This window comes from Arthrobacter sp. MDB1-55, assembly GCF_059092925.1.
On record NZ_JBNHID010000001.1, the window covers coordinates 172,133 to 194,716 of the forward strand.

18 protein-coding genes and 1 tRNA gene are annotated in these 22,584 nt (G+C 64.0%); 8 read left to right on the forward strand and 11 right to left on the reverse strand.

All coding sequences use genetic code 11. From position 1 onward, the window contains the following. Nucleotides 1-2: 2 nt before the first annotated feature. Entirely contained in the window at nt 3-869 is an 867-nt protein-coding gene (locus tag AC5RU3_RS00840; protein WP_493964645.1) for a phosphoribosylaminoimidazolesuccinocarboxamide synthase, read from the forward strand. On the opposite strand, the gene AC5RU3_RS00845 is transcribed toward AC5RU3_RS00840, so the two are convergent. The 6 genes from AC5RU3_RS00845 to AC5RU3_RS00870 form a co-directional block, all read right to left on the reverse strand. Then, nucleotides 866-1,714 (reverse strand): alpha/beta hydrolase, encoded by an 849-nt coding sequence (locus AC5RU3_RS00845; RefSeq protein WP_493964646.1) that lies wholly within the window; start codon nt 1,712-1,714, stop codon nt 866-868. The genes AC5RU3_RS00840 and AC5RU3_RS00845 overlap by 4 nt on opposite strands. A 98-nt stretch (nt 1,715-1,812) precedes the next feature. Then, nucleotides 1,813-1,889, reverse strand: a tRNA-Pro gene (locus AC5RU3_RS00850). A gap of 105 nt (nt 1,890-1,994) precedes the next feature. Next, nucleotides 1,995-3,866, reverse strand: a complete 1,872-nt coding sequence (locus AC5RU3_RS00855) for an ABC transporter ATP-binding protein (RefSeq protein ID WP_493964647.1) — start codon at nt 3,864-3,866, stop codon at nt 1,995-1,997. Further along, complete coding sequence (locus AC5RU3_RS00860) at nt 3,863-5,689, reverse strand: ABC transporter ATP-binding protein (protein WP_309070563.1); 1,827 nt, start codon at nt 5,687-5,689, stop codon at nt 3,863-3,865. The genes AC5RU3_RS00855 and AC5RU3_RS00860 overlap by 4 nt, the downstream gene beginning before the upstream one ends. A gap of 116 nt (nt 5,690-5,805) precedes the next feature. Then, nucleotides 5,806-6,738: a metallophosphoesterase gene (locus tag AC5RU3_RS00865; RefSeq protein WP_309070562.1), complete on the reverse strand. Its 933-nt coding sequence runs from the start codon at nt 6,736-6,738 to the stop codon at nt 5,806-5,808. A gap of 2 nt (nt 6,739-6,740) precedes the next feature. Then, a complete protein-coding gene (locus tag AC5RU3_RS00870) occupies nt 6,741-9,074 on the reverse strand; it encodes a transglycosylase domain-containing protein (protein ID WP_309070561.1) in 2,334 nt (777 codons plus the stop codon). Between the two features lie 37 nt (nt 9,075-9,111). Here AC5RU3_RS00870 and sp36 point away from each other — a divergent pair, with 37 nt between their 5' ends. From sp36 to AC5RU3_RS00885, 3 genes are read left to right on the forward strand one after another with little or no spacing between them, the layout of a single operon-like run. After that, on the forward strand, nt 9,112-9,270 hold the full coding sequence (sp36, locus tag AC5RU3_RS00875) for a Sp36 family protein (RefSeq protein ID WP_309070560.1): 159 nt from the start codon (nt 9,112-9,114) through the stop codon (nt 9,268-9,270). After that, a complete protein-coding gene (locus AC5RU3_RS00880) occupies nt 9,270-9,752 on the forward strand; it encodes a RidA family protein (RefSeq protein WP_309070559.1) in 483 nt (160 codons plus the stop codon). The genes sp36 and AC5RU3_RS00880 overlap by 1 nt, the downstream gene beginning before the upstream one ends. 4 nt (nt 9,753-9,756) lie before the next feature. Further along, nucleotides 9,757-10,668, forward strand: a complete 912-nt coding sequence (locus AC5RU3_RS00885) for an NUDIX hydrolase (RefSeq protein ID WP_309070558.1) — start codon at nt 9,757-9,759, stop codon at nt 10,666-10,668. 105 nt (nt 10,669-10,773) lie between these two features. Here the strand turns inward: AC5RU3_RS00885 and AC5RU3_RS00890 are convergent, their stop codons facing one another. After that, nucleotides 10,774-11,451: a Crp/Fnr family transcriptional regulator gene (locus tag AC5RU3_RS00890; RefSeq protein WP_026544229.1), complete on the reverse strand. Its 678-nt coding sequence runs from the start codon at nt 11,449-11,451 to the stop codon at nt 10,774-10,776. A 220-nt stretch (nt 11,452-11,671) separates the two neighbouring features. Between AC5RU3_RS00890 and AC5RU3_RS00895 the strand changes: the two genes are divergently transcribed. The 4 genes from AC5RU3_RS00895 to AC5RU3_RS00910 all read left to right on the forward strand — a co-directional run bounded on the left by AC5RU3_RS00895 (nt 11,672) and on the right by AC5RU3_RS00910 (nt 16,766). Further along, the gene (locus tag AC5RU3_RS00895) at nt 11,672-12,856 is read left to right on the forward strand and encodes a MarP family serine protease (protein ID WP_309070557.1); all 1,185 of its coding nucleotides are present in this window, start codon (nt 11,672-11,674) and stop codon (nt 12,854-12,856) included. Nucleotides 12,857-13,034: 178 nt separating this feature from the next. Next, the gene (locus AC5RU3_RS00900) at nt 13,035-14,729 is read left to right on the forward strand and encodes an ABC transporter substrate-binding protein (protein WP_493964648.1); all 1,695 of its coding nucleotides are present in this window, start codon (nt 13,035-13,037) and stop codon (nt 14,727-14,729) included. 88 nt (nt 14,730-14,817) lie between these two features. Continuing rightward, nucleotides 14,818-15,822 (forward strand): ABC transporter permease, encoded by a 1,005-nt coding sequence (locus tag AC5RU3_RS00905; RefSeq protein ID WP_309070555.1) that lies wholly within the window; start codon nt 14,818-14,820, stop codon nt 15,820-15,822. Further along, nucleotides 15,819-16,766, forward strand: coding sequence for an ABC transporter permease (locus AC5RU3_RS00910; protein ID WP_309070554.1), 948 nt, complete (start codon nt 15,819-15,821; stop codon nt 16,764-16,766). The genes AC5RU3_RS00905 and AC5RU3_RS00910 overlap by 4 nt, the downstream gene beginning before the upstream one ends. A 77-nt stretch (nt 16,767-16,843) precedes the next feature. Here the strand turns inward: AC5RU3_RS00910 and AC5RU3_RS00915 are convergent, their stop codons facing one another. The 4 genes from AC5RU3_RS00915 to acs all read right to left on the reverse strand — a co-directional run bounded on the left by AC5RU3_RS00915 (nt 16,844) and on the right by acs (nt 22,530). After that, nucleotides 16,844-18,577, reverse strand: coding sequence for a dipeptide ABC transporter ATP-binding protein (locus AC5RU3_RS00915; RefSeq protein WP_493964649.1), 1,734 nt, complete (start codon nt 18,575-18,577; stop codon nt 16,844-16,846). Nucleotides 18,578-18,581: 4 nt separating this feature from the next. Further along, a complete protein-coding gene (aroQ, locus tag AC5RU3_RS00920) occupies nt 18,582-19,058 on the reverse strand; it encodes a type II 3-dehydroquinate dehydratase (RefSeq protein ID WP_493964650.1) in 477 nt (158 codons plus the stop codon). 52 nt (nt 19,059-19,110) lie between these two features. Further along, nucleotides 19,111-20,409, reverse strand: a complete 1,299-nt coding sequence (locus AC5RU3_RS00925; RefSeq protein ID WP_493964651.1) for an MFS transporter — start codon at nt 20,407-20,409, stop codon at nt 19,111-19,113. Between the two features lie 138 nt (nt 20,410-20,547). Beyond that, the gene (acs, locus tag AC5RU3_RS00930; RefSeq protein ID WP_493964652.1) at nt 20,548-22,530 is read right to left on the reverse strand and encodes an acetate--CoA ligase; all 1,983 of its coding nucleotides are present in this window, start codon (nt 22,528-22,530) and stop codon (nt 20,548-20,550) included. Nucleotides 22,531-22,584: the final 54 nt, after the last annotated feature.

Sequence of the window (22,584 nt, forward strand, 5' to 3'; positions counted from 1 at the left end):
CCATGGTGCAGGAACTGGCCGGTTGGCGGCACATCTACTCCGGGAAGGTCCGCGACCTGTACGAGCCCGAGACGGGCGAGGACGACCGCGTGCTGGTGGTCGCCAGCGACCGGATCAGCGCCTATGACTTCGTGCTGTCCTCGGAGATCCCCGACAAGGGGCGTGTCCTCACCCAGCTGAGCCTGTGGTGGTTCGAGCAGCTCTCCGGCATCCCCAACCACGTCCTGTCCACCGACGTTCCCGCAGAAGTCGCAGGGCGGGCCATGATCTGCCAGCGGCTCGAGATGTACCCGGTGGAGTGCATCGCGCGCGGTTACCTCACCGGCTCGGGCCTGCAGGAGTACAACGCTTCGCGCACCGTATGCGAGTTGCCGTTGCCCGAGGGCCTGGTGGACGGGTCGCGGCTCGAGACGCCGCTGTTCACCCCGTCGGCGAAGGCCGAAGTGGGGGAGCATGACGAAAACATCACCTACGACGCCGTCGTCATGATGGTGGGAGATGACCTCGCCGCGAAGCTGCGTTCCCTGACGCTCGACATCTACTCGCGGGCGGAGTCCATTGCGCGTGACCGCGGCATCATCGTGGCCGACACCAAGGTGGAGTTCGGGATGTCGAGTTCGGGAGAGGTCACGCTCGGTGACGAGGTCCTGACGCCCGACTCTTCCCGGTTCTGGGATGCCGCGCTGTACTCTCCGGGGAAGGCGCAGCCCTCCTTCGACAAGCAGTTCGTCCGGGACTGGCTCACGTCTGATGCGGCCGGCTGGGACCGGGTCTCGGAACCTCCGGCGCTGCCAGCCGAGGTGATCGAGAAGACCCGTGCACGGTACATCGAGGCATTCGAGCGGCTGACCGGGCGGACTTTCGTCTAGGCGGGCCGGCTCTCGTCCTGAGCTTCCCTGAGGACATCCCGAACGGTACGCAGCAGCTGAGTGAAGCCTGGCTCTTCGATGGGGAAGTGGCCGCAAGCCTCCAGCACCACCAGTGACTTCTCGGCGCCGATCCGATCAAAGAACGGCAGGCTGACCTCGAGGGGAGTCCAGCGGTCGTCTCCGGGGTGGACCAGGTAAACGGGAGTGTCCGTGAACTGCTCAGGTTCCACGAGCGGCCCGCTCTCGAGGAAGCTTCGCATCCAGCCGAGAGGCACCGTCCCGCCGCCACCACTCCGATCCGCGACTACCTCTTCCACGAGGCTCGCATCGTTGGAGATGTGACGCATGTCGGCGATCCACCGGATGGGCACGCGCACCTTCGCGAGCGGCCCCGCGAGTACCCGCATCGCCGGCCCGGCCAGGCGAGCCAGTGCGGGATGCCAGGTGAGGCGCCGGCGTACCTCGGGGACCCGTGGATCGAGAAGGCAGGTGACGACCAGCTGCGAGGCTAGTCCGGTAGCGGCGGCGGCGTCGTAGGCAAGCATTCCGCCCATGCTGGCACCCATCAGGACCAGCGGTCGCTCATCGTGCTCGGCGCGAACGAGGTCTATGATCAGCTGCCGCCAGTCGTCGTACCGAATGTGTCCGGGGCGTTCGGTGGTTGTCTCGCCGTAGCCCGGCATGTTGGGGACGGTGACGTAGGCGCCCACGTGGGCAAGGTGGGCGGCGTAGGGCCACATAGCCGCGCTGTTGCCGCCGGCTCCGTGGACCAGCATCATCCGCACGGGAGCGTCGGGCTGCCCAATATGCTCAACGCGAACGGCGGAGTTTCGCCACTGCAGCACCGAGGCTGATCGTTGGATCGAGGAAGCGGGTAGAGGCGGAAGATGCTTCTCGTACCGGCGGGGATCGGCCGGCCCGGCTTTGCCGAGCCGTGACCAGATGGTCGGGGTGACAGGATTTGAACCTGCGGCCTCGTCGTCCCGAACGACGCGCGCTACCAAGCTGCGCCACACCCCGATTCTGCTGTTCAACGTATCCGTACTAACTCATCGGTGAAAGTTCTACGTATCCGTGAAAGCAACCTCTCAAGGATAACGGAGAATCCTGCTTCAGACTAACCGGTTAGACCAGCGAGTCCCGCCACGCGGCATGCAGGGTCGCGAACCGGCCGTTGCCGCTGATGAGGTCGGCAGGTGTTCCGTCTTCGACCACCGCGCCGTCGTGCACCACCAGGACGCGGTCGGCGATCTCCACCGTCGAGAGGCGGTGGGCGATGATTAGCGCGGTCCGGTTACCCAACAGTTTCTGCAGGCCCTGCTGTACAAGGCGTTCGCTGGGAATGTCCAGCGACGACGTCGCTTCATCCAGGATCAGCACGGCGGGATCAGCCAGGAATGCCCGGGCAAAACTGATCAGCTGACGTTGACCCGAGGAGACCCGGCCGCCGCGCTTGTTCACGTCGGTGTCGTAACCCTCGGGAAGCGAGGTGATGAACTCGTGCGCTCCCACCGCCTGTGCAGCCCGCTCGATCTCTTCCCGGCTCGCCTGCGGTTTGCCGAGCGCAATATTGTCCGCCACGCTGCCGCTGAAGAGGAAAGCCTCCTGGGTGACCATGACGACGGCGCTGCGAAGGTCACGTGGGGACAACTGGCGAAGGTCGATACCGTCAAGCAGTACGCGGCCCTCGGAGACGTCGTAGAACCGGGCGATGACTTTCGCTAGGGTCGACTTGCCGGCACCGGTCTGGCCCACAAGGGCCACCGTCTGCCCGGCAGGAATGGTGAGGTCCATGCGCGGAAGAATCACCGGACCATCGCCGTAACGGAACTCGACGCCGTCGAACTCGATTCTGCCCTGGGCATTTTTCAACGGCACAGGGTTTTTCGGCGGGCGCACGGTGGGCACTTCCTCCAGGAGCCCGGACACCTTCTCCAGCGCCGCCGCCGCCGACTGGAACGAGTTGTAGAACATCGCCATCTGGTCCACAGGCTGGAAGAACCGCTTGCTGTAGAGGAGCAGTGCGAGGAGTGCACCCACCTCCAGGGACCCACCAAGTACCCGGAAGCCACCGAACAGCAGCACCGCGGCCACTGTCACGTTGCCGATCAACACAAGACCCGGCTGGAAGACCCCGTTGAGGTTGATCGAGCGCACGGTCACGCGGCGGTAGTCTTCGGCCAGCTCGTCATAGCGGTCTGCGTTGACCTTCTCGCGCCGGAACGCCTTGACAGCCCTGATACCGGTCATCGTCTCGATGAAGTGCACGATCAGCCGTGCGGACACCACCCGGGAAGAACGGTAGGCGATCTGCGAGTGCTTCTGATACCAGCGCGCGAGGAATGTCATCGGGACCGCTGCCACGAGGATCAGCAGCCCGGTGGGCCAGTCGAGAACGAAGATGGTGACGGCGGTGAAGATCATGTACATCAGGCCGGACGCAAGGGAACTCACACCGGAATCGAGCAGTTCGCGCAAAGCCTCGAGGTCCGACGTCTGGCGGGAGATGATGCGGCCGGAAGTGTACTTCTCGTGGAACTCAAGGCTCAACCGCTGGGTGTGCCGGAAGACGCGCAGCCGCAGGTCCAGCAGCATCTCCTGGCTCAACCTTGCCGCCGCGAGGACATAGCCGGCGGTGAGCACGGCAGCGAGCACGGCCGCCAGCAGGTAAGTGATTCCCGTGGCCCAGAGCAGAGCGGAGTCTCCCTGCATCAGCGAGGGCAGCGCGTGATCGATGCCGAAGGCGATGATAGCCGGCCCGGAGACCCGCGCGATTTGCGAGAAAATCACCAGGAACGCCGTCCAGATGAACTGCCTGCGGTTCGGGCGAATCAGCGAGCCGAGAAGCTTGAAAGACCGAGACCGCACCGACTTGTTCTGTGCCCGGTCAAGGATGACGTCGTCCTCGTTGGAGACACCGGAGGAAATGCCCGACGACGGCGGCTCGCCTCCCTGGCTGCGCTTGTTCTGCTTGTTCTCCCTGGCTGAGCTGCTCATGCGTGAGCCCCCTGGTCGTTGTGCCCCAGCTCTTCGAGCTCGCTGTCCAGATCCACTGGCTCCTCGTTGAGACTCGCGATGACGTAGCGGTAGTGGTCGCTGCGCTCCAGCAGTTCGGTATGGCTGCCGACGTCGGCAATGCGTCCGTTCTCCATGAGGGCCACCCGGTCCGCAAGCGCCACTGTCGACGGCCTGTGCGCGACGATCAGCGTAGTGGTCTCAGAGAGCACCTCCCGGAGCCGCTCCTCCACCAGTTCCTCGGTCCGCACATCGAGAGCCGACAGCGGATCGTCCAGGACGAGGACCCGCGGCTTCGCAGCGATTGCCCGAGCGAGCGCCAGGCGCTGCCGCTGGCCACCTGAAAGGCTGAGGCCTTCTTCACCGATCAGCGTGTCGACGCCGTCGGGCAGGGAGTAAACGAAGTGCGCCTGCGCGACATCAAGGGCCTCAGCGAGGATGGTCTCTGCCTCGTCGTCATTGTGGGCGTCCGCACCCATCAACACGTTCTCACGGACGGAATTAGAGAACAGCGTGGTGTCCTCGAAGGCTACGGCCACGTGGCGGCGCAGTTCCTCAAGGGACAGCTCGCGCACATCGACGCCGTCGATTCGGAGGGAACCGCCGGTGACATCGTAAAGCCGGGGCACCAGTTGGAGGAGGGTGCTCTTGCCGCAGCCGGTAACGCCCACAAGCGCCATAGTTTCCCCGGCCCGAAGGGTGAGGTCGACCCCGTCGATGACGGACACTGACGCGTCCTCGGCATCCGGGTAACGGAAGTGAACGTCGTCGAAGGTCACCTCGCCCCGCGGGTTCGTCAGCGTGCGAGCGTTCTGCGGGTCAGTAATGGTGTTCTCTGATTCCATGACCTCGTAATGGCGGTCGATGGCTGTCTTGGCCGTGAAAGTCATGGCGAGCAACGGGCCAATGAACTCGACCCGGCCGATCACCACGCCGGCCGTGGCGAAGAAGGCAACCAGGCCGCCGATGGACACCTCGCCGTTCACCGCCAGGAGGATCCCGGTCACCAGGGAGGCCCCAAGTGCGAGTTCGGGGAGCAGCGTGACGATGAAAGAGAACCAGGCAAGGCTCTTCGCCTTATGAATCTCGGTCTCTCGGAGCTCCTCCGCCTGGTCACTGAACGCGTCCAGAGCTTCCCGGCTGCGACCGAAGGCCTTCAAAACGCGGATGCCGTGAACGGATTCCTCAACCGAGGTTGCAAGGTCGCCGGCCTGGTCCTGGCTCTTGCGGGACACCCTGCTGTAGGAGGTACGAAACCGGAACCCGTAGACCATCACGGGGACAGCGGCAGCGAGGAAGATGAGAGCAAGCGGCCAACTCATGAAGAACATGATTGCGACGCCGGCGGTCACGGTGAGCGCGTCGACTACGAGCATGATGGCGCCGAAAGCCATCCAGCGTCGCATGAGGTTGAGGTCTGACATCGCCCGGGACAACAACTGACCGCTTCCCCAGCGGTCATGAAATGCCACGGCCAGGTTCTGCAGGTGCCGGTAGAAGGATGTGCGCAGGTTGGTTTCGACGGTGGTGGCGGGGTTGATGACGAAGAATCGTCGCATGGCCACAAAGGCAGCCTCAAGCACGCCGAGGACGAGCACAATCCCGGAAGCTATCCAGACCGTGGAAGTGGCCTGCCCTTCAGCGAGCGCGTCATTGACGAGTACCCGAAAGACCTGGGGAATGGCGAGGACCATGATGCTTGCACCGAGCGCGGCGAAAAGCCCGAGCATCAGCCGCGGCATGATCGGCTTCAGGTGCGGGTAAAGACGGCTGAGAGACTCCCACAGCGTAGTTTGCTTCGGCATGCTCTTCTCTCGACAGGTTGAAGATAGGAGGGAGCGAAGAATTTGTGTCCCCCAGCAACCAATCCTATGTCAGCTGTGCCGCACGCCGCATCCGGTGGCGGGTGGGAAGTCCGCTGTCAGCGAGGCGTAAGCGTCAGCAATACTGCTTCGGGGCGACAGGCGAAACGGACTGGAGCAAAGCGGGACGTTCCAATGCCGGCAGAGACATTAAGCGGTACGGTCCTGCCGTTGTTCTCCCACTGCGTGAGGCCGCGGGCGCGCCAGGTGGGCAGGTCACAGTTGCTGACCAACGCGCCGTACCCGGGAATGCAGACCTGCCCGCCGTGCGTGTGGCCGGCAAGGATGAGCTGGGCCCCACCGTCGGTGAAAGTGTCCAAAACACGCTGGTAGGGAGCATGCGCGACGCCGACCCGCAGGTACGGCGCCTCGTGCGCTGTGCTGCTTCCGTTCGGGAAACCGACGAACCGGTCCCGGTTGAGGTGGGGATCGTCGACGCCGCTGAAGTCCAGGCGGGTACCCTTCAGGCCAATGGACTGCGACCGGTTGGTGAGGTCGACCCAGCCGGCGGACCCGAACCGGGCGAACATCTGCTGCCACGGCAGTTCCTTGAGCTGCTGGCCCGCAGTCGAGGACGGGCCGCCCAGGTATCTGAACGGATTTTGTAGGCGCGGAGCGTAGTAGTCGTTGGAGCCCGGAACGAAAACGCCGGGGAAGTCCAGGAGAGGCTCAAGGGCATCCAACAGTGGAGCGAGAGCCTTGGGATGACTGAGATTGTCACCGGTGTTGACCACCAGATCAGGCTGGAGTTCAGCCAGCCCCTTCAACCACTTCGCCTTCGCGGCTTGCCGGGGGACCATATGGATGTCCGAAAGGTGCAGGACCCTCAAAGGCCGGCTGCCGGCGGGCAGTATCGGAAGAACTTCCTCGCGGAGCCCGAACAGGTTTCGTTCAACAAAGGCCGCATATCCGGCAGTGGCAACCCCGGCCGCCGTGGTCAAACCAAGCGCAACGGCAGCGCCGTTGCGCAAGCCCCCTTTAGATGTCACCACGATCAGCCGTTGCCTCCGCCATTGCCGTTCCCGTTCCCATTGCCGTTACCGTTCCCATTGTTGCCTGAATTGTCCGGCGGCGTCACAGGTTGAGTGCTTCCTTCGGGGGCCGGGGGAACGATGGGCTGGAAGTTGCCCGCGTTGTTGGCGTTATTGCCATTGTTGTTCGAGGGCTGCGACGGCTCAATGGAACGGCCGCTGTTCAGCATGTTGGACGGCGGATCAGCGAATGGCTTCGGCTGGTACGAACCCCGGATCTGCTGCATGTAGCGCGCCCACGAAGGGGCCGCCACGAACGCGCCGTCGATCTCCTCGTAGATCCGTCCACCGATCTGCAGCTCGGACAACGTGCCGCTGTTGGCTTTCCAGTTACCTACCCAGCTGGCGGTGGCCATCGCGGAGTTGTAACCCATGAACCAGGTCTGCGAGCGGGCGTCGTTGGTTCCGGTCTTGCCCGCCATAGGGATATCGCCGAATTCGAGCAACTGGCCGGAGCCCCGCTCGATCACTTCCTGGGTGGCGTAGTTGACGCCGCGGGCCAGTTCCTTGGGTATGACCTGCTCGCAGGAAGGCTGCGGAACCGGGAAAGTGCTGCCGTCAACGGCCGTTACTTCGGTCAGTGCCCGCGGCTGGCAGGTGAGGCCCTCGGCCGCCAGACCGGCGAAGGCGGTAGCCATCGACATCGGGGAAACCTCGCTGCCGCCACCGATGAGTGCGGAAGGCTGCACCTGGAGCGGTGTGTATTCGCCGCTGGCGCTCTTACCGTCGTGGACGCCGAGCTTGGTGGCAATTTCAAACGGCTTGCACAGGTCGACTTCCTTAGCCGTGTACATGGTCACGGTGTTGTAGGACTGCGCCAGGCCTTCGAGAACGGTGTAGTTGCCGTAGTTGATGTCGCCGTAGTTCTGCGGCTCGTAACCCTCAGCGTCGGGCAGGACGTACTCACCGCCGGGCAGGCAACTGGCTTCCCACGTCTCACCCTGCTCGTACTTCTTCTTGCTTCCGTCGACGACGGTGTTCAGCGACCGGCCGTCCTCGAGCCAGGCGGCAACAACGAAGGGCTTGAACGTCGATCCGGGCTGGAATCCGCCCAGGCCGCCCAAGGGCCGGTTCGGGTCGCCGCCGGCGTACTGGTCCACATTGAAGTTGAGCACTGAGTCGCCTGGAGTTTCACCGGGCATGAACCGGGTGTTCTGTGCCATCACCAGGATGTCTCCGGTGCCCGGCTTCAGGCTCACCATGGAGTGGCCCACGGCGGCGTCGGTGGTCTCGCGGTTCGCGGTCTCGTTGATTGCGGTCTGGGCCGCAGCCTGTGCGCGCGGGTCCAGGGTTGTCTTGATCGTCAGGCCGCCGCGGTACAGCAGGTTCTCGCGGTCCTCGCGGGTCTCACCGTAGGCCGCATCGTTGAGGATCAGGTGGGTGACATAGTCGCAGAAGTACGGTGCCTGTTCGGCCCCGACACAGCCGTTCAGAACCGGCGTGATTGCCAGACCAAGGTCGGAGGCCACCGCGGCGTCGTACTCTTCCTGCGTGATCTTGCCGGTCTCCAGCATGCGGCCGATTACCAGGTTGCGCCGCTCCAGTGCGCGCTCGGGGTAAAGCTCGGGGCTGTAGAAGGTGGGACCGTTGACCACGCCGGCAAGCAGTGCCGCCTGCTGAACGTTCAGGTCTTTGGCTTCGACGTTGAAGAAGTACTTCGACGCAGCCTGGACCCCGTAGGTGTTGCCGGTGAACGGCACAATGTTCAGGTAGCCCGCGAGGATCTCGTCCTTGCTCAGTTCCTTCTCCACCGCGATGGCGAGCTTGGCTTCACGAAGTTTGTCGCCCAGCGTCTTCTGGCCGCTGAACGTGATGTCGCCGCCGCTCTGCATGCTCGCGTCGATCAGTACGTTGTTGACGTACTGCTGCGTGATGGTGGATGCACCGCGTGTGGTGTCGCTGCTGATGTTGCTGATGGCCGCACTGATGATGCCCTGCAGGTCCACACCGCCGTGGTTGTAGAACTGGTCATCCTCGATGGCGATCAGCGCGTCCGTCATGTTTTCGGACACCTGCTCCAGCGTTACAGGCTGGCGGTTCTCCTCATACAGGGTCGCGATCAGGGATCCGTCAGAAGCCACGATCTTGGAGGGCTGGGCGAGCGCGCCACGCTCGAGCTCAGCCGGAAGATTCTCGAAGAACTGGATGGATGCGGACGCGCCGGTACCGGCGGCCGCAGCTACGGGGACAAGAAGACCTGCAGCAAGCACCCCACTCAATCCACTGATTCCTAGGAATGCAATGATTTTCCCCAGGGTGGTTGCCGTGTCAAAGAAAGGGGATTTACGAGCAGCCATGTACTCCAGTTTACTAGCACACGCTACCCTGTGAGTCATGACCAAATGGGAGTACGCCACAATTCCGCTCATCATCCACGCAACAAAGCAGATCCTCGACCAGTGGGGCGAGGACGGCTGGGAGCTTGTGCAGGTTGTTCCGGGGCCTGACGGCAAGGGCCTGGTCGCGTACCTCAAGCGGCAGAAGAACGCGTGATGACCAGCGCTAACGGGGCAGTCTCCGCCGTCGAAAGCAGGCTCCAGGAGCTCGGGATCACGCTTCCGGAGGTGGCAGCCCCGGTTGCCGCGTACATCCCCGCGGTGGTCTCCGGCAACTATGTCTACACCTCCGGGCAGCTGCCCTTTATTAACGGCAAACTCCCAGCAACAGGAAAAGTCGGAGCGGCGATAGATGCGGACCAGGCCAAGGAATTCGCGGCCACCTGTGCAGTCAACGCCCTCGCTGCCGTGAAGTCGCAGATCGGGGACCTCGACCGGGTAACCCGGATCGTCAAGGTCGTCGGTTTCGTTGCATCGGAGCCGAGCTTCACCGGTCAGCCTGGAGTGATCAACGGAGCTTCCGAGCTGCTTGGAAGCGTGTTCGGCGAGGCCGGCGCCCACGCGCGTTCCGCCGTCGGCGTTGCGGTACTACCATTGGATGCGCCCGTAGAAGTCGAAATCATCGCGGAGTTCGTCTAGTTTCGTGAACCGTTCAAGCACCAGGCTCTTTCCAGTCCCGGATGAGCAGCAGGGCGCCGCCCGTAGTTGGATCGACCACGGCGAACGCACCCCCATGAAGCCACGGCCAGCATCGTCGGTCGTGCTGATCCGCGACGCTCCGGTGGGCACGGAGGTCTACCTCTCCTATCGGCGGGGGGAGTCTCCGCTCGGCGTAGTCGCCTTCCCGGGAGGCAGCGTGGAAGAGCACGACGACGATCCGGTAGCCTGGTTCGGTCCCTCGCCCGCGCAATGGGCGGCTGCTTTGGCCACACCGGATCATCACGTGGCCCGCCGCTTCGTGGTTGCCGCGATTCGGGAGCTGTTCGAAGAGACCGGTGTACTGCTCGCAGGCCCGGACCCCTCGAGCCTCGTGGAGGGAACCCGACATCCTCAGTGGATGGAGGCGCGTGAGGCGATGGCTGCCGGGGAGAAGACTTTCGCCGAAATTCTCGGCAAACGGGGTTTGGGTCTGCGGACAGATCTCATCAAACCCCTGTCCGCCTGGCTCAGCCCTGACTTTGCGCACCGGCGTTTCGACACCCGCTACTTTGCGGCCGCGCAGCCTGTGAATCAGGAACCCACCCTGCTTGCCAGCAAGGGCGTGTGGGGGCAGTGGCGGTGGTCGGCGGACGAAATCAGGCAGCGCAACACCACTACGCTCGGTGATGACGTTGGTCAGCCAAACACTGTCGGCAAGACGCTGAGCGAACTGACTGTGCCCGCCGTCGAACTCATCCTCGAGAAGATCGGCTCTTCGCGGGGGTGTATTGCCTACCTGTCCCACAAGAGGCCCATGAAGGTGTTCTCGCCCCGCCTGATCGAAACGGACGGCGAACCCAAGGTAGAAGTCGAGTGTTCAACCGCCACTGAAGGTTCCGAACAGCGCGGCCGCTAGCCCCGTTTCCCTTGCAAAGACGCCGACGGCGGGCGGTCACCGGCGCAGCTGCAGCTGACTACCATGGGCGACCACCCGCCGTCGTAAGTCGGGGAGGGACGAGGCTTAGCGGCTCCGCTGGCGCAGGCGCTGGATGTCGAGAATGACGACGGCGCGGGCCTCCAGGCGCAGCCAGCCGCGCTGAACGAACTCGGCCAGGGCCTTGTTCACGGTCTCGCGGGAGGCGCCCACCAACTGGGCAAGCTCTTCCTGCGTGAGTTCGTGGGCGACAAGGATGCCGTCTGTTGCCGGACGGCCGAAGCGGTCCGCGAGATCCAGCAGGGCTTTGGCCACGCGCCCGGGAACGTCGGAGAAGACCAGGTCTGCCAGTGACTCGTTCGTACGGCGCAACCGGCGGGCCAACGCCTGCAGCAGCTGGGCGGATACCTCGGGGCGGGTTTCCAGCAGTGCGCGCAGGTTCTCGTTCTTCAGGCCCGCGAGGCGCGTTTCGGAGACAGCGGTGGCCGTGGCGGTTCGGGGACTTGGGTCGAAGAGTGCCATTTCGCCGAAGAGTTCGCCGGGGCCGAGGATTGCCAGCAGGTTCTCGCGACCGTCCTGAGCGGTGCGGCCGAGCTTGATCTTGCCGGAGACTATGAAGTAGAGCTGGTCGCCCTGGTCGCCCTCCCGGAAGACCGATGCGCCGCGGGACAGATCCACCTCTGTCAGTTCGTCGGTGAGTGCCGCAAAGACCTCGTCGCCGAGCGAAGCGAAAAGGGGCGCCCTGCGCAGAACCTCGATATCCATGAAATCTCCTATGTATGGTGCAGAACCAGCAAGTTTCCGTTTTTTCCATCTTGCCGTACGCAGAGACGTTGTGACACCTGCTACACGCGTGTTCGCCGCTGGGGTAGGGGAAATCACTCCAACACGTTTCCCGGGACACGTTCCCGGCTGATTGTCAGGCCCGGACCGTAGAATCGAAGGTCAGCAGGGGAAGTACGGCGCTTCCTGGAAGGGGAGTGGCGTGTTCGGCTTTACGCTCCTGGACATCATTCTGATCCTGGTGCTGATCGGGTACCTGATCACCGGGCTCAAGAACGGTTTCCTGGTCACGCTCGGCGGCATCATCGGGTTCGCTGCTGGTGCCGTGGCGGCCTTCTTCGCCATCCCACTGGTGAGCGCCTGGGTGACGGATGACGCCTGGCGGCTGGCAGCAGTCATCGCTACAGCGCTGATTCTCGTCATCATCGGCCAGGCACTCGGTGCAGGGTTGGGCCGCGCGCTGAGCAGCAGGGCAGGTTCCGTGCCTATCCGCGTCATCGACCGGTTGCTGGGAGGCGTAACCAACGTCGTCGTGGCTGCGTTGGTGCTTGCCATGCTTGCGTTCAGCATCAGCACCATGGGTGTGCCGTTACTGTCCCAGTCGATCGCCTCATCGAAGGTGATCACCACCATCGACACCGTAACACCCTCGCCCGTTCGTGCCTGGATGGCAGAGGTGCGCTCAATCGCCGTCGCTGACGGCATACCCACGCTGCTGGAGGGGGTAGCGCCCGCCACTCCTGCTCCGGTGCCTGACGCGTCGGTCGACACTCCCGAGCTTGCGGCTGCTTCTCAGTCCGTACTGCGCATCGCCGGAACGGCATTTCAGTGTGGACAGAATCAGACAGGGTCCGGGTTCATTGTGGCGCCCGGCCGGGTGGTTACCAACGCCCACGTGGTAGCAGGAGTGAATCAGCCGGTCGTAGAGGCTCCCGGCGGCGGAGCAGTGCCCGGAAGCGTGGTGTATTTCGATCCCGTCCGGGATATTGCCGTGATCGCCGTGGATGGACTGGACCGTGCACCCCTCGCCCTCGGCGAAGCGCTGGACACCGGGGATACTGCTGCATTCGCCGGGTATCCCGCAGGCGGTCCGTTCCAAATTCAGCCGGCAAGCGTGCAGAACCGGTCGGATGTGCTCGTCGAGAACATCTACGGCGCCGACCCCACAGCAGTTGACGTCTACACCCTTGCCGCCAACGTCCAGCAAGGGAACTCGGGAGGACCGCTCTTGGACCTGCAGGGGCGCGTCGCGGGGGTCATCTTCGCGAAGTCGACGTCGGATGTCCCCGTCGGATATGCCCTCACGCTCGACGAGCTCCGCCCCGTCGTCGAGCAGGCATCAGGTCTCAACGAGCCTGTGTCCGCCGGACAGTGCACGGAGCGCTAGCGGGAATCCGCTCAACCAGGTGAACTCGCTTAACCAAATCGTGATGGCTTGCTGGCGGGAAATACTGCGTAGCTCGCAGCTGAGAGTTAGGCTCGTCACATTAGGCAACACGGCACACCCGTGCGCCGCTCGGGCACATTGACGTGCCCGCCAGATCACAGATCATCAGGAGCGCTCAATGTTCACAAGCAATTCGGCGCGGGGGGTGTTTCCCACAAGGAAGCGCGCTGCCGCCTTCACCGCAGGAGCAGCCATCAGTGCATTGCTGCTCAGCGGTTGCGTCCAAAGCCAGCGTGAGGAAGACGGCGGTGCGGGTGCGGAGGGCGAGGTCGACTCGACCTTCGTCTTCGCGGCATCGTCAGACCCCGCCTCGCTTGATCCTGCGTTCGCGAGTGATGGCGAGTCCTTCCGCGTCAGCCGCCAGATCTTCGAGGGTCTTGTCGGCGTGGAACCCGGCACCGCCGACCCTGCGCCGTTGTTGGCCGAATCCTGGGAAACGTCTGAAGACGGCCTTTCCTACACCTTCCAGTTGAAGGAAGGCGTGACGTTCCACGACGGCAGCGAATTCAACGCAGAGGCTGTCTGCTTCAACTTCGATCGGTGGTACAACTTCACCGGTCTGGCGCAGGCCCCGTCGGTGTCCTACTACTACAACAACCTCTTCCGCGGGTTCGCTGATTCGCCGGATGCCGCAGTCTACGAATCCTGTGAGGTGAACGGTGACCTCGAGGCCACCGTTACCCTGGCCAAGCCGTTCGCAGGGTTCATCCCGGCACTGTCCCTTCCCGCGTTCGCCATGCAGAGCCCAACGGCGCTGGAGGAGTTCGGCGCTGACGACATCGGTGGTTCTGCCGAGGCTCCCCAGTTGAGTGAGTACGCACAGGGCCACCCCGTCGGCACCGGGCCGTTCAAGTTCGATTCCTGGAACGTCGGCGAGGACCTCACCGTCTCGGCCAATGAAGAGTACTGGGGTGAGCAGGGCCAGGTGCAGACGGTAATCTTCCGAATCATCGACGATCCACAGGCACGCACCCAGGCTCTCCAGGCGGGAACCATCGACGGTTTCGACCTCGTGTCGCCGGCCGACATTCCGGTACTGGAGGAAGAGGGCTACAAGATCATCGCGCGTGATCCGTTCACGATCCTCTACCTCGGTCTCAACCACACGGTCGAGGAGCTGAGCGATCCGCTGGTGCGCCAGGCAATCCACCACGCAATCGACAAGCAGGCCCTGATCGATCAGACCCTTCCCGAGGGAACCAAGGTGGCAACCCAGTTCATTCCCGATGTAGTTGACGGCTACAACGAGGACGTCACCACCTACGAGTACGACCCGGAGCGGGCCAAGGAACTTCTGGCCGAAGCTGGGTACCCGGACGGCTTCGAGGTTCAGTTCAACTACCCGACAGATGTATCGCGACCGTACATGCCCACCCCGGAGCAGGCATTCACCAACCTCAGCGCACAGCTGGGTGAAGTCGGCATCACCGTGACGCCGGCGCCTGACGTCTGGACCCCGGACTACCTTGACCGCATTCAGGGCACCGAAAACCACGGTATCCACCTCCTCGGCTGGACCGGCGACTACAACGACACCGACAACTTCATCGGCGTGTTCTTCGGTCAGGAGAAGCCGGAGTTCGGCTTCGACAATCCGGAACTGTTCGGGGCTCTCAGCGAGGCCCGCGGCATGACTGACCGTGAGGAGCAGACGGAGTTGTACAAGGAGATCAACGAGCAGATCGCCCAGTTCAACCCGGCGATCCCGCTGGCGCACCCCGCGCCGTCGCTGGCCTTCGCTCCCCGGGTGGATTCCTACCCTGCGAGCCCGGTCAACGATGAAGTCTTCAACATGATCGAACTGAACGAGTAACAGCTCTGGCGGAGGGACCGGCCCCAAGCGGGTCCCTCCGCTTTTGTTTGCTCTCGTTCACTCGGTGCCGCACTGTTGAAAGGACATCGTGCTTCGCGTCATAGGTAAACGTCTCGCCCTGCTGGTTCCCACCCTCTTCGGTCTGTCAGTCCTGCTCTTCCTTTGGGTGCGCAGCCTGCCGGGTGGGCCTGCTACGGCCCTGCTGGGTGAGCGGGCGACCCCGGAGGCGGTCGCCAGGGTCAACGAACTCTACGGCTTCGACCAGCCGCTGCTGACGCAGTACTTCACCTATATGGGCAAACTGCTCCAGGGTGATTTCGGTACATCGATCATCACGGGCCGTCCCGTCCTGGAGGAGTTCGCCACCCGTTTCCCGGCCACCATCGAACTCAGCGTGGTGGCCCTGATTTTCGCGATCGGCATCGGTATCCCCTTGGGCTACCTCGCTGCACGGCACTACGGGAAGCTCGCCGACCACGGCTCGGTGGTCCTCAGCCTGATCGGAATCACCATTCCGGTGTTCTTCCTGGCCTTCATCCTGAAATACCTGTTTGCTATCCAGTGGCCCATTCTGCCGCCGGACGGCCGGCAGAACCCCAGGATCAATGCCACGCATGTCACGGACTTCTATGTCCTGGACGGACTGCTGACGGGCGAGTTCGACGCCGCCTGGGACGCCTTCCTGCACCTCATCCTCCCGGGTCTTGCCCTTGGAACCATTCCCCTGGCCATCATCGTCCGCATCACGCGCGCTTCGGTGCTGGAGGTGCAGAACGCCGATTACGTGCGGACCGCACGCGCGAAGGGTCTGATGGAGAAGACCATCCGGGGCAGGTTCATCCTTCGCAACGCGATGCTGCCGGTTGTCACCACCATCGGGCTGCAGACCGGCCTCCTTATTTCGGGTGCGGTCCTCACCGAAACGGTGTTCGCCTTCAATGGCATCGGTAGATTCCTTCGAGATGCCATCTTCGAACTCGACTACCCGGTACTGCAGGGGTTCATCATCTTCATCGCTGTCCTGTACGCCCTGATCAACCTCATCGTTGACATCTCCTACACCATCATCGATCCAAGGGTGCGTGTGCAATGAGCAATACCCTGCCTCCCGCGGCCGGCGGGGAGGTCTCCCCGGCCACAGCAGACCCGGCACTCGCCGAAGGCGGGGGTACCGGCCTTTGGAAGGATGCATTCCGCAGACTGCGCCGTAATCCCCAGGCCATCGCCGGAGCGGTGATCATCGGCTTGTTCCTGCTCGTGGCGGCGCTTGCACCGATCCTCGCTCCCTTCGGCGGCGAAGAACTGCCTGGCCGTACCGAGATCAGGCCCACCAATATTCCGGGGCCGGGGGAGCTCCCGGAGTATCCGCTCGGCCTGGACCGGTTCGGCGGTGACGTGCTCTCCAAGCTCATCTGGGGTGCCCAGGCGTCCCTGCTGATCGGTGTGATCTCGACGGCGATCGGCCTTGCCGGCGGTATGCTGCTCGGCCTGCTGGCCGGCGGTCTGGGCGGTTGGGTGGACAGCGTCATCATGCGCTTCGTGGACATCCTGCTGTCCGTTCCCAACCTGCTGCTCGCGGTGAGCATCGCGGCGATCCTTGGTCAGGGGCCGTACGCGATCATGATCGCCATCGGTGTCTCCCAACTACCGATCTTCGCCCGTCTGCTCCGTTCGTCCATGCTCTCGCAGCGCGGATCAGACTACATCCTCGCGGCGCAGACCCTCGGCCTGAGCAAGCGCACCATCACCATGAGCCACCTGCTGCCCAACAGCGTGGGCCCGGTGATCGTGCAGGCTACGCTGTCTCTCGCAACGGCGGTGATCGACGCGGCCGCCCTGTCCTTCCTGGGGCTCGGCGGCGGACTTCCGCAGACAGCCGAATGGGGTCGCATGCTCACCTACGCCCAGGCTGAACTGGCCTCATCGCCGTACCTGGCCTTCCTGCCCGGCGCGTGCATTGCCATCACGGCACTCGGCTTCACGCTGCTGGGGGAGTCACTGCGCGAGGCGCTGGACCCGAAGACCCGCCAGAAGTAACCCCTCAAATACGACGGCGGCCGGTTACCTTCGCTCCGAAGGTGACCGGCCGCCGTCGTACTTTGCTTCCGTGAGGGTCAGGCGATGTTGAGCTCGTTGCCGGGGATCGAGGCGAGGAGCTTTCGCGTGTACGGGTGGCGTGGGTTCTGGAAGACCTCCTCGGAGCTGGCCGCTTCGACCAGCTCACCGTCCTTCATGACGCACACGTAGTCGGAGATGAGCCGGACCACCGCGAGGTCGTGGGAGATGAACAGGTAGCTCAATCCGAGCTCCGATTGCAGGTCTCCCAGAAGCTTCAGGATCTGGGCCTGAACCAGCACGTCGAGCGCGGAGACCGGCTCATCGCAGATGATCAGCTCGGGCTTGAGCGCCAGGGCCCGGGCGATCGCGACACGCTGGCGTTGCCCGCCGGAGAGCTCAGAGGGGTAGCGCCGCAGCGCGTTGTGCGGCAGGGATACCTGGTCCATGAGCTCGCGCACGCGGGCAGCGCGCTCTGTCCGGGAGCCCCGCTTGTAGGCGTTCAGGGGTTCCTCGACAATCCGCTCAATCGTGAACATCGGGTTCAGTGACGAGTACGGGTCCTGGAATACCGGTTGGACGCGCTGCCGGAAGTCGTCGAGCTGCTTCTTGTCGAGCGTCGCCACGTCCATCCCGTCGAAGGTCATGGTGCCGGAGGTTGGCTCGATGAGTTTGAGGAGCATGCGCGCCGTCGTGGTCTTGCCGGAGCCGGACTCGCCGACGATGGCAACGGTCTGCCCGCGCGGGATGTCCAGAGTGACGTTCTTCGCGGCGTAAAAGTCCTCGGAACTGCCGCGTCGCTTGTAGATCTTCGTCAGGTCCCGGATCTCGACGATGTTGTTGGTCGGAGCGGCGTCTACTGCAGCGTCGGCTTCAGCCTGGTGTTCTTCGAAGGCGGCCTGCGCCACGGCGACGCGCTTCCCGGCGTCGTCTGCATAGGCGCCGGGACGCAGCCTGATCGCCGCCACGCTCGGCGCGGCACGAACCAGCGACTGCGTGTAGGGGTGCCTGGGGTCGTTGAGGAGCTGTGCCGCCGGACCTGTTTCCACGACGCGGCCGCGGTGCATTACCACCAGTTCCGATGCGCGCTCCGCCGCGAGCCCCAGGTCATGGGTGATCAGGAGGACCGACGTGCCGAGCTGCTCCGTCATGGTGTCGATCTGGTCGAGGATGGTGCGCTGCACCGTGACGTCCAGAGCGCTGGTGGGCTCGTCGGCGATCAGGAGCCGCGGGCGGCAGGCCATGCCGATGGCGATCAGGGCGCGTTGGCGCATGCCGCCGGAGAACTCGTGGGGGTACTGCTTGGCTCGTTCACGTGCGTCCGGGAGGCCTGCAGCTGAGAGCACCTCGACCACGCGATCCTTGACGTTCTTCTTGTCCGCGAGCCCGTGCACCAGCAGGGTCTCAGCTACCTGGGTCCCGATTTTCGCCACCGGGTTGAGGTTGGACATCGGGTCCTGCGGCACCAGTCCGATTGAGCGTCCCCGGATTGTGCGCATGGCCGACTCGGGGAGCGGCACCAGATCACGGCCTTCGAACAGGATGCTTCCCCCGGTGACCCGCCCGTTGCCGGGGAGCAGCCCGATACAGGCCATCGCCGTCGTCGACTTGCCGGAACCGGACTCACCCACGATCGCCAGAGTCTTCCCCCGATGGAGGGTGAAGCTGGCGTCCTCTACGGCATGCACTTCGCCGTAGGTGGTTCGAAAGCTGACCGCCAGGTTCTTCACCTGGAGCATGGGGGCATTCTCGGCGGCACTGCTTGAGGCATCCATGGGTGTGATGTGCGTCATGGGACTATCGTCCCTCATAACCGCCCTGCATCAGGTCATGCCGCGTCAGTTTCCGCACAAGATGATCGATGGCCAACCGATAACCGTCTACGCCGGCTCCCACGATGACGGTGTCAACCACCGCAGACAGGTAGGAGTGGTGCCGAAACTCCTCACGCTTGTGCACGTTACTGATGTGCACTTCAACCGTGGGCAGGCCGACTGCACTGATTGCATCCCGGAGGGCGACTGAGGTGTGGGTGTACGCGGCGGCGTTGATGACGATCCCATCGGCAGTTCCCGCAGCGGCGTGGATGGCGTCGACAAGCTCACCCTCGTGGTTGGACTGGGTGCACGTGACCGCCCAACCGTGGGCACCCGCGGCCGACTCACACAGCTTCTCGACGTCGTCCAGGCTGTGTGGTCCGTAGACCCCGGGCTCGCGGGTACCAAGCAGGTTCAGGTTGGGGCCGTTGAGGATCAGCAGGGTAGTGGTCGCCATGGCTTAACTATGCCTGATCGCCCAGGCTCAGCCCGCGGCGTTGCCCGGGATGTCAGCCCAGCGCGGGCGCCGGCCGGCGGAGGCGCACTGCCGCCGTCGCACCCGCGAGAGTCACGAGGCTCATGAGGGCCAACACGACACCGGGATGCCACCAGGCGCCGTCAGTGGCCTCTCCGAACACCTGGGTGATGGACGGAGCAAAGCCGGCCACAATAGCGGCGATGCTGTACGAGAACGACAGGGCGGTGAAGCTTGTGCTCGGATCGAACAGATCCGCCATGAGCCCTCCGAGCGCCGCCCAGCTTGCGGTCGGCAGGATGCCGCCGAGCAGGATCGCCGCTACGTACAGGGGCGCATCCGCGATGCTGATGACCCAGTAGAGCGGGAAACTGATCAGTGCCGTTCCGAGAGCGCCGCCCGCGACTACTTTCGCCGAGCCGATCCGCGTGGCCAGCCAGCCGAACGCGGGAATGGTGGCGAGCTGCAGCAGCGAACCGATCAGCGCGGCGTTGAGGACGGTGGCTTCCGACAGACCCAACCGCTCGGTCCCGTACGCCTGGGTGTAGGACACCATGAGGAAGTAGGAGCCGATACCCAGCACCGCTGACGCAACAGCAACAACGACGGCGACGGGCTGGGAGCGCAGGACGCTCAGCAGCGGAACGCGTACCTTCCTGGTCTTCTGGAAAACCGGTGTCTCGTCAATCGCGAGCCGCAGGTAGAGGGCGACGGCGAGGAACGGGAAGGCGAGCAGGAACGGGATGCGCCAGCCCCAGGTCGTCATGACGTCCGGAACCATCACCGTGAGGATGAGGAAGATCAGTGAGATCAGCATGGTGCCGACGGGGGAGCCCAGCTGGGGGATTGCGGCGTAGAGCGCGCGCTTGCGTCCGCTAGCGTGTTCAGTGGCAATCAGGATGGAGCCGCCCCACTCGCCGCCCAGCGACAGGCCCTGCAGCAGGCGCAGGATTGTCAGAATGATGGGTGCCCAGACACCGATCACACTGTGATCGGGAAGAAGCCCGACGGCGCCGGTGGCCAGGCCCATCAGCAGGATGGTCCAGATGAGCGTCTTTTTCCGGCCGATCCGGTCCCCGAGATGACCGAAGAGGATGGCACCCAGAGGGCGGGCGACGAAGCCCATCGCGAAGATCAGGAATGCGGACAGGGTTCCGGCGAGCGGATCCTGCTCCGCGAAGAAGACCTCATTGAAGACGAGTGCGGCAGCGGTGCCGAAAACATAGAAGTCGTAGGATTCAAGGGCGGTTCCGACGAAGGACGCAGCGGCTGTCTTTCGGGCCATTCCGGGGCGGGTGGCCGGCGTCGGGCGGGGTGCGGTAGAGGTGGACACGGTTCAGAATTGTCCTCGCAGCCGGACCCGAGCGGCCAGCAATTCCGGTCAACATCACAGTGTCGGTAGACCTGCATCACAGTTCCTGTCCGACTGCCGCTTGAGAAGCGGCAGCCGGACAGCAGGGAGCGAAAGAGACTACTTTCTCAGCGATGCCGCGATCTGCTGCATGATCGTCGGGTCGGACAGGGTGGTGGCGTCGCCGACCTCCCGGCCCTCCGCCACGTCCTTGAGCAGGCGCCGCATGATCTTGCCCGAGCGTGTCTTGGGCAGCTCCGGCACCACCAGGATGTTGCGTGGCTTCGCGATCGGTCCGATCTCCTTGGCGACGTGGTTGCGAAGGGTGGTGACGACGTCGTCGTCCTGGGCAGCAGAACCGCGCAGGATCACGAAGGCGACCACAGCCTCGCCGGTGGTTTCGTCGGAAGCGCCGACGACGGCGGCCTCCGCCACCGACGGATGGCTCACAAGCGCGGACTCGATTTCCGTCGTCGACAGGCGGTGGCCCGAGACATTCATGACGTCGTCCACCCGGCCGAGCAGCCAGATGTCGCCGTCCTCGTCGCGCTTTGCGCCGTCTCCCGCGAAATACATGTTGTCGAACCGGGACCAGTAGGTGTCCTTGAACCGCTGCGGGTCACCCCAGATCCCGCGGAGCATGGACGGCCAGGGCTCACGGATCACGAGGTAGCCGCCGGAGCCGTTGGGTACGGACTGACCCATCTCGTCCACCACATCCACCGCGATGCCGGGCATGGCCACCTGCGCCGATCCCGGCTTGCAGGCAGTCACGCCGGGGAGCGGGGAGATCATGTGCGCGCCGGTTTCGGTCTGCCACCACGTGTCGACGATCGGTGCGCGGGTTTCTGATCGCCCGCCGTTGCCGCCGATGATTTCCCGGTACCACATCCACGCCTCGGGGTTGATGGGCTCACCCACCGAACCGAGGACGCGGATGGAGGAGAGGTCGAACTTCGCGGGAATGTCGCGCCCCCACTTCATGAACGTGCGGATGGCGGTGGGCGCGGTGTAAAGGATCGATACCTTGTACTTCTCCACGAGCTCCCACCAGCGGCCCTGGTGGGGGGTGTCCGGCGTGCCCTCATAGATGAGCTGGGTGGCGCCGTTGACCAGCGGTGAGTACGCGACGTAGCTGTGCCCTGTCACCCAGCCGATGTCGGCCGTGCACCAGAAGACATCGGTCTCAGGGTGCAGGTCGAAGGCGTACTTCTGGGTGAATGCGGTCTGGGTCAGGAACCCGCCGGTGGTGTGCAGGATGCCCTTGGGCTTACCGGTGGTGCCCGAGGTGTAGAGGATGAAGAGTGGGTGCTCGGAATCGTGGCCCTCGGCGGTGTGCTCATCGGAGGCCTCACCGACGACGTCGTGCCACCAGCGGTCGCGGCCTTCCACCCACTCCACCGGTTCCCCGTTGCGCTTGACCACGACGACGTTCTCGACGGTATGGCCGGGGCGCTCCAGTGCGCTGTCCACGGCGGGTTTGAGGGAGCTCGGCTTACCCCTGCGGTAGGTGCCGTCGGAGGTGACCACCAGCTTCGCTTCGGCGTCGTCGATCCGGCTGCGCAGGGCATCGGCTGAGAATCCTCCGAAGACCACGGAGTGGACCGCGCCGATGCGGGCGCAGGCCAGCATGGTGATAACGGCCTCAGGGATCATGGGCAGGTAGACGGCAACGCGGTCGCCCTTGGTCACGCCCAGGGACTCGAAGGCGTTGGCGGCCTTCTTCACCGCCGTTGTCAGCTCTGCGTAGGTGTAGGTAAGCGTGTCACCGGGTTCGCCCTCGAAATGGATCGCCACACGGTCGCCGCGGCCCTGCTCCACATGGCGGTCCAGGGCGTTGTACGCGGCATTGACCTTTCCGCCGACGAACCACTTGGCGAACGGCGCCTCAGACCAGTCCAGGGCCTGTGAGAAATCCTGGTGCCAGGTCAGCAACTCCCGGGCCTGGCTCGCCCAGAACTCGGGGCCCTGTTTCCCCTGCTCATACAGCTCGGCCGTCGCGATGGCGCTGGCCGCGAAGTCCTCGCTCGGCGGGAAGCGTCGCTCCTCATGCAGCAGATTTTCGAATGCGTCACCCGTGGAAACCTGGGTGTCTTCAGACATTGTGAACCCCTTCGGCCATTCAGTGCGGAGGCGGACCCGAACAGACAATTCAAG

Coding starts and splice junctions, on each gene's coding strand:
- AC5RU3_RS00880 (WP_309070559.1), top strand. CDS start 9,270: ATGACCAGCGCTAACGGGGCAGTCTCCGCCGTCGAAAGCAGGCTCCAG.
- acs (WP_493964652.1), bottom strand. CDS start 22,530: ATGTCTGAAGACACCCAGGTTTCCACGGGTGACGCATTCGAAAATCTG.
- AC5RU3_RS00890 (WP_026544229.1), bottom strand. CDS start 11,451: ATGGATATCGAGGTTCTGCGCAGGGCGCCCCTTTTCGCTTCGCTCGGC.
- aroQ (WP_493964650.1), bottom strand. CDS start 19,058: ATGGCGACCACTACCCTGCTGATCCTCAACGGCCCCAACCTGAACCTG.
- sp36 (WP_309070560.1), top strand. CDS start 9,112: ATGACCAAATGGGAGTACGCCACAATTCCGCTCATCATCCACGCAACA.
- AC5RU3_RS00870 (WP_309070561.1), bottom strand. CDS start 9,074: ATGGCTGCTCGTAAATCCCCTTTCTTTGACACGGCAACCACCCTGGGG.
- AC5RU3_RS00860 (WP_309070563.1), bottom strand. CDS start 5,689: ATGCCGAAGCAAACTACGCTGTGGGAGTCTCTCAGCCGTCTTTACCCG.
- AC5RU3_RS00900 (WP_493964648.1), top strand. CDS start 13,035: ATGTTCACAAGCAATTCGGCGCGGGGGGTGTTTCCCACAAGGAAGCGC.
- AC5RU3_RS00910 (WP_309070554.1), top strand. CDS start 15,819: ATGAGCAATACCCTGCCTCCCGCGGCCGGCGGGGAGGTCTCCCCGGCC.
- AC5RU3_RS00840 (WP_493964645.1), top strand. CDS start 3: ATGGTGCAGGAACTGGCCGGTTGGCGGCACATCTACTCCGGGAAGGTC.
- AC5RU3_RS00915 (WP_493964649.1), bottom strand. CDS start 18,577: ATGACGCACATCACACCCATGGATGCCTCAAGCAGTGCCGCCGAGAAT.
- AC5RU3_RS00855 (WP_493964647.1), bottom strand. CDS start 3,866: ATGAGCAGCTCAGCCAGGGAGAACAAGCAGAACAAGCGCAGCCAGGGA.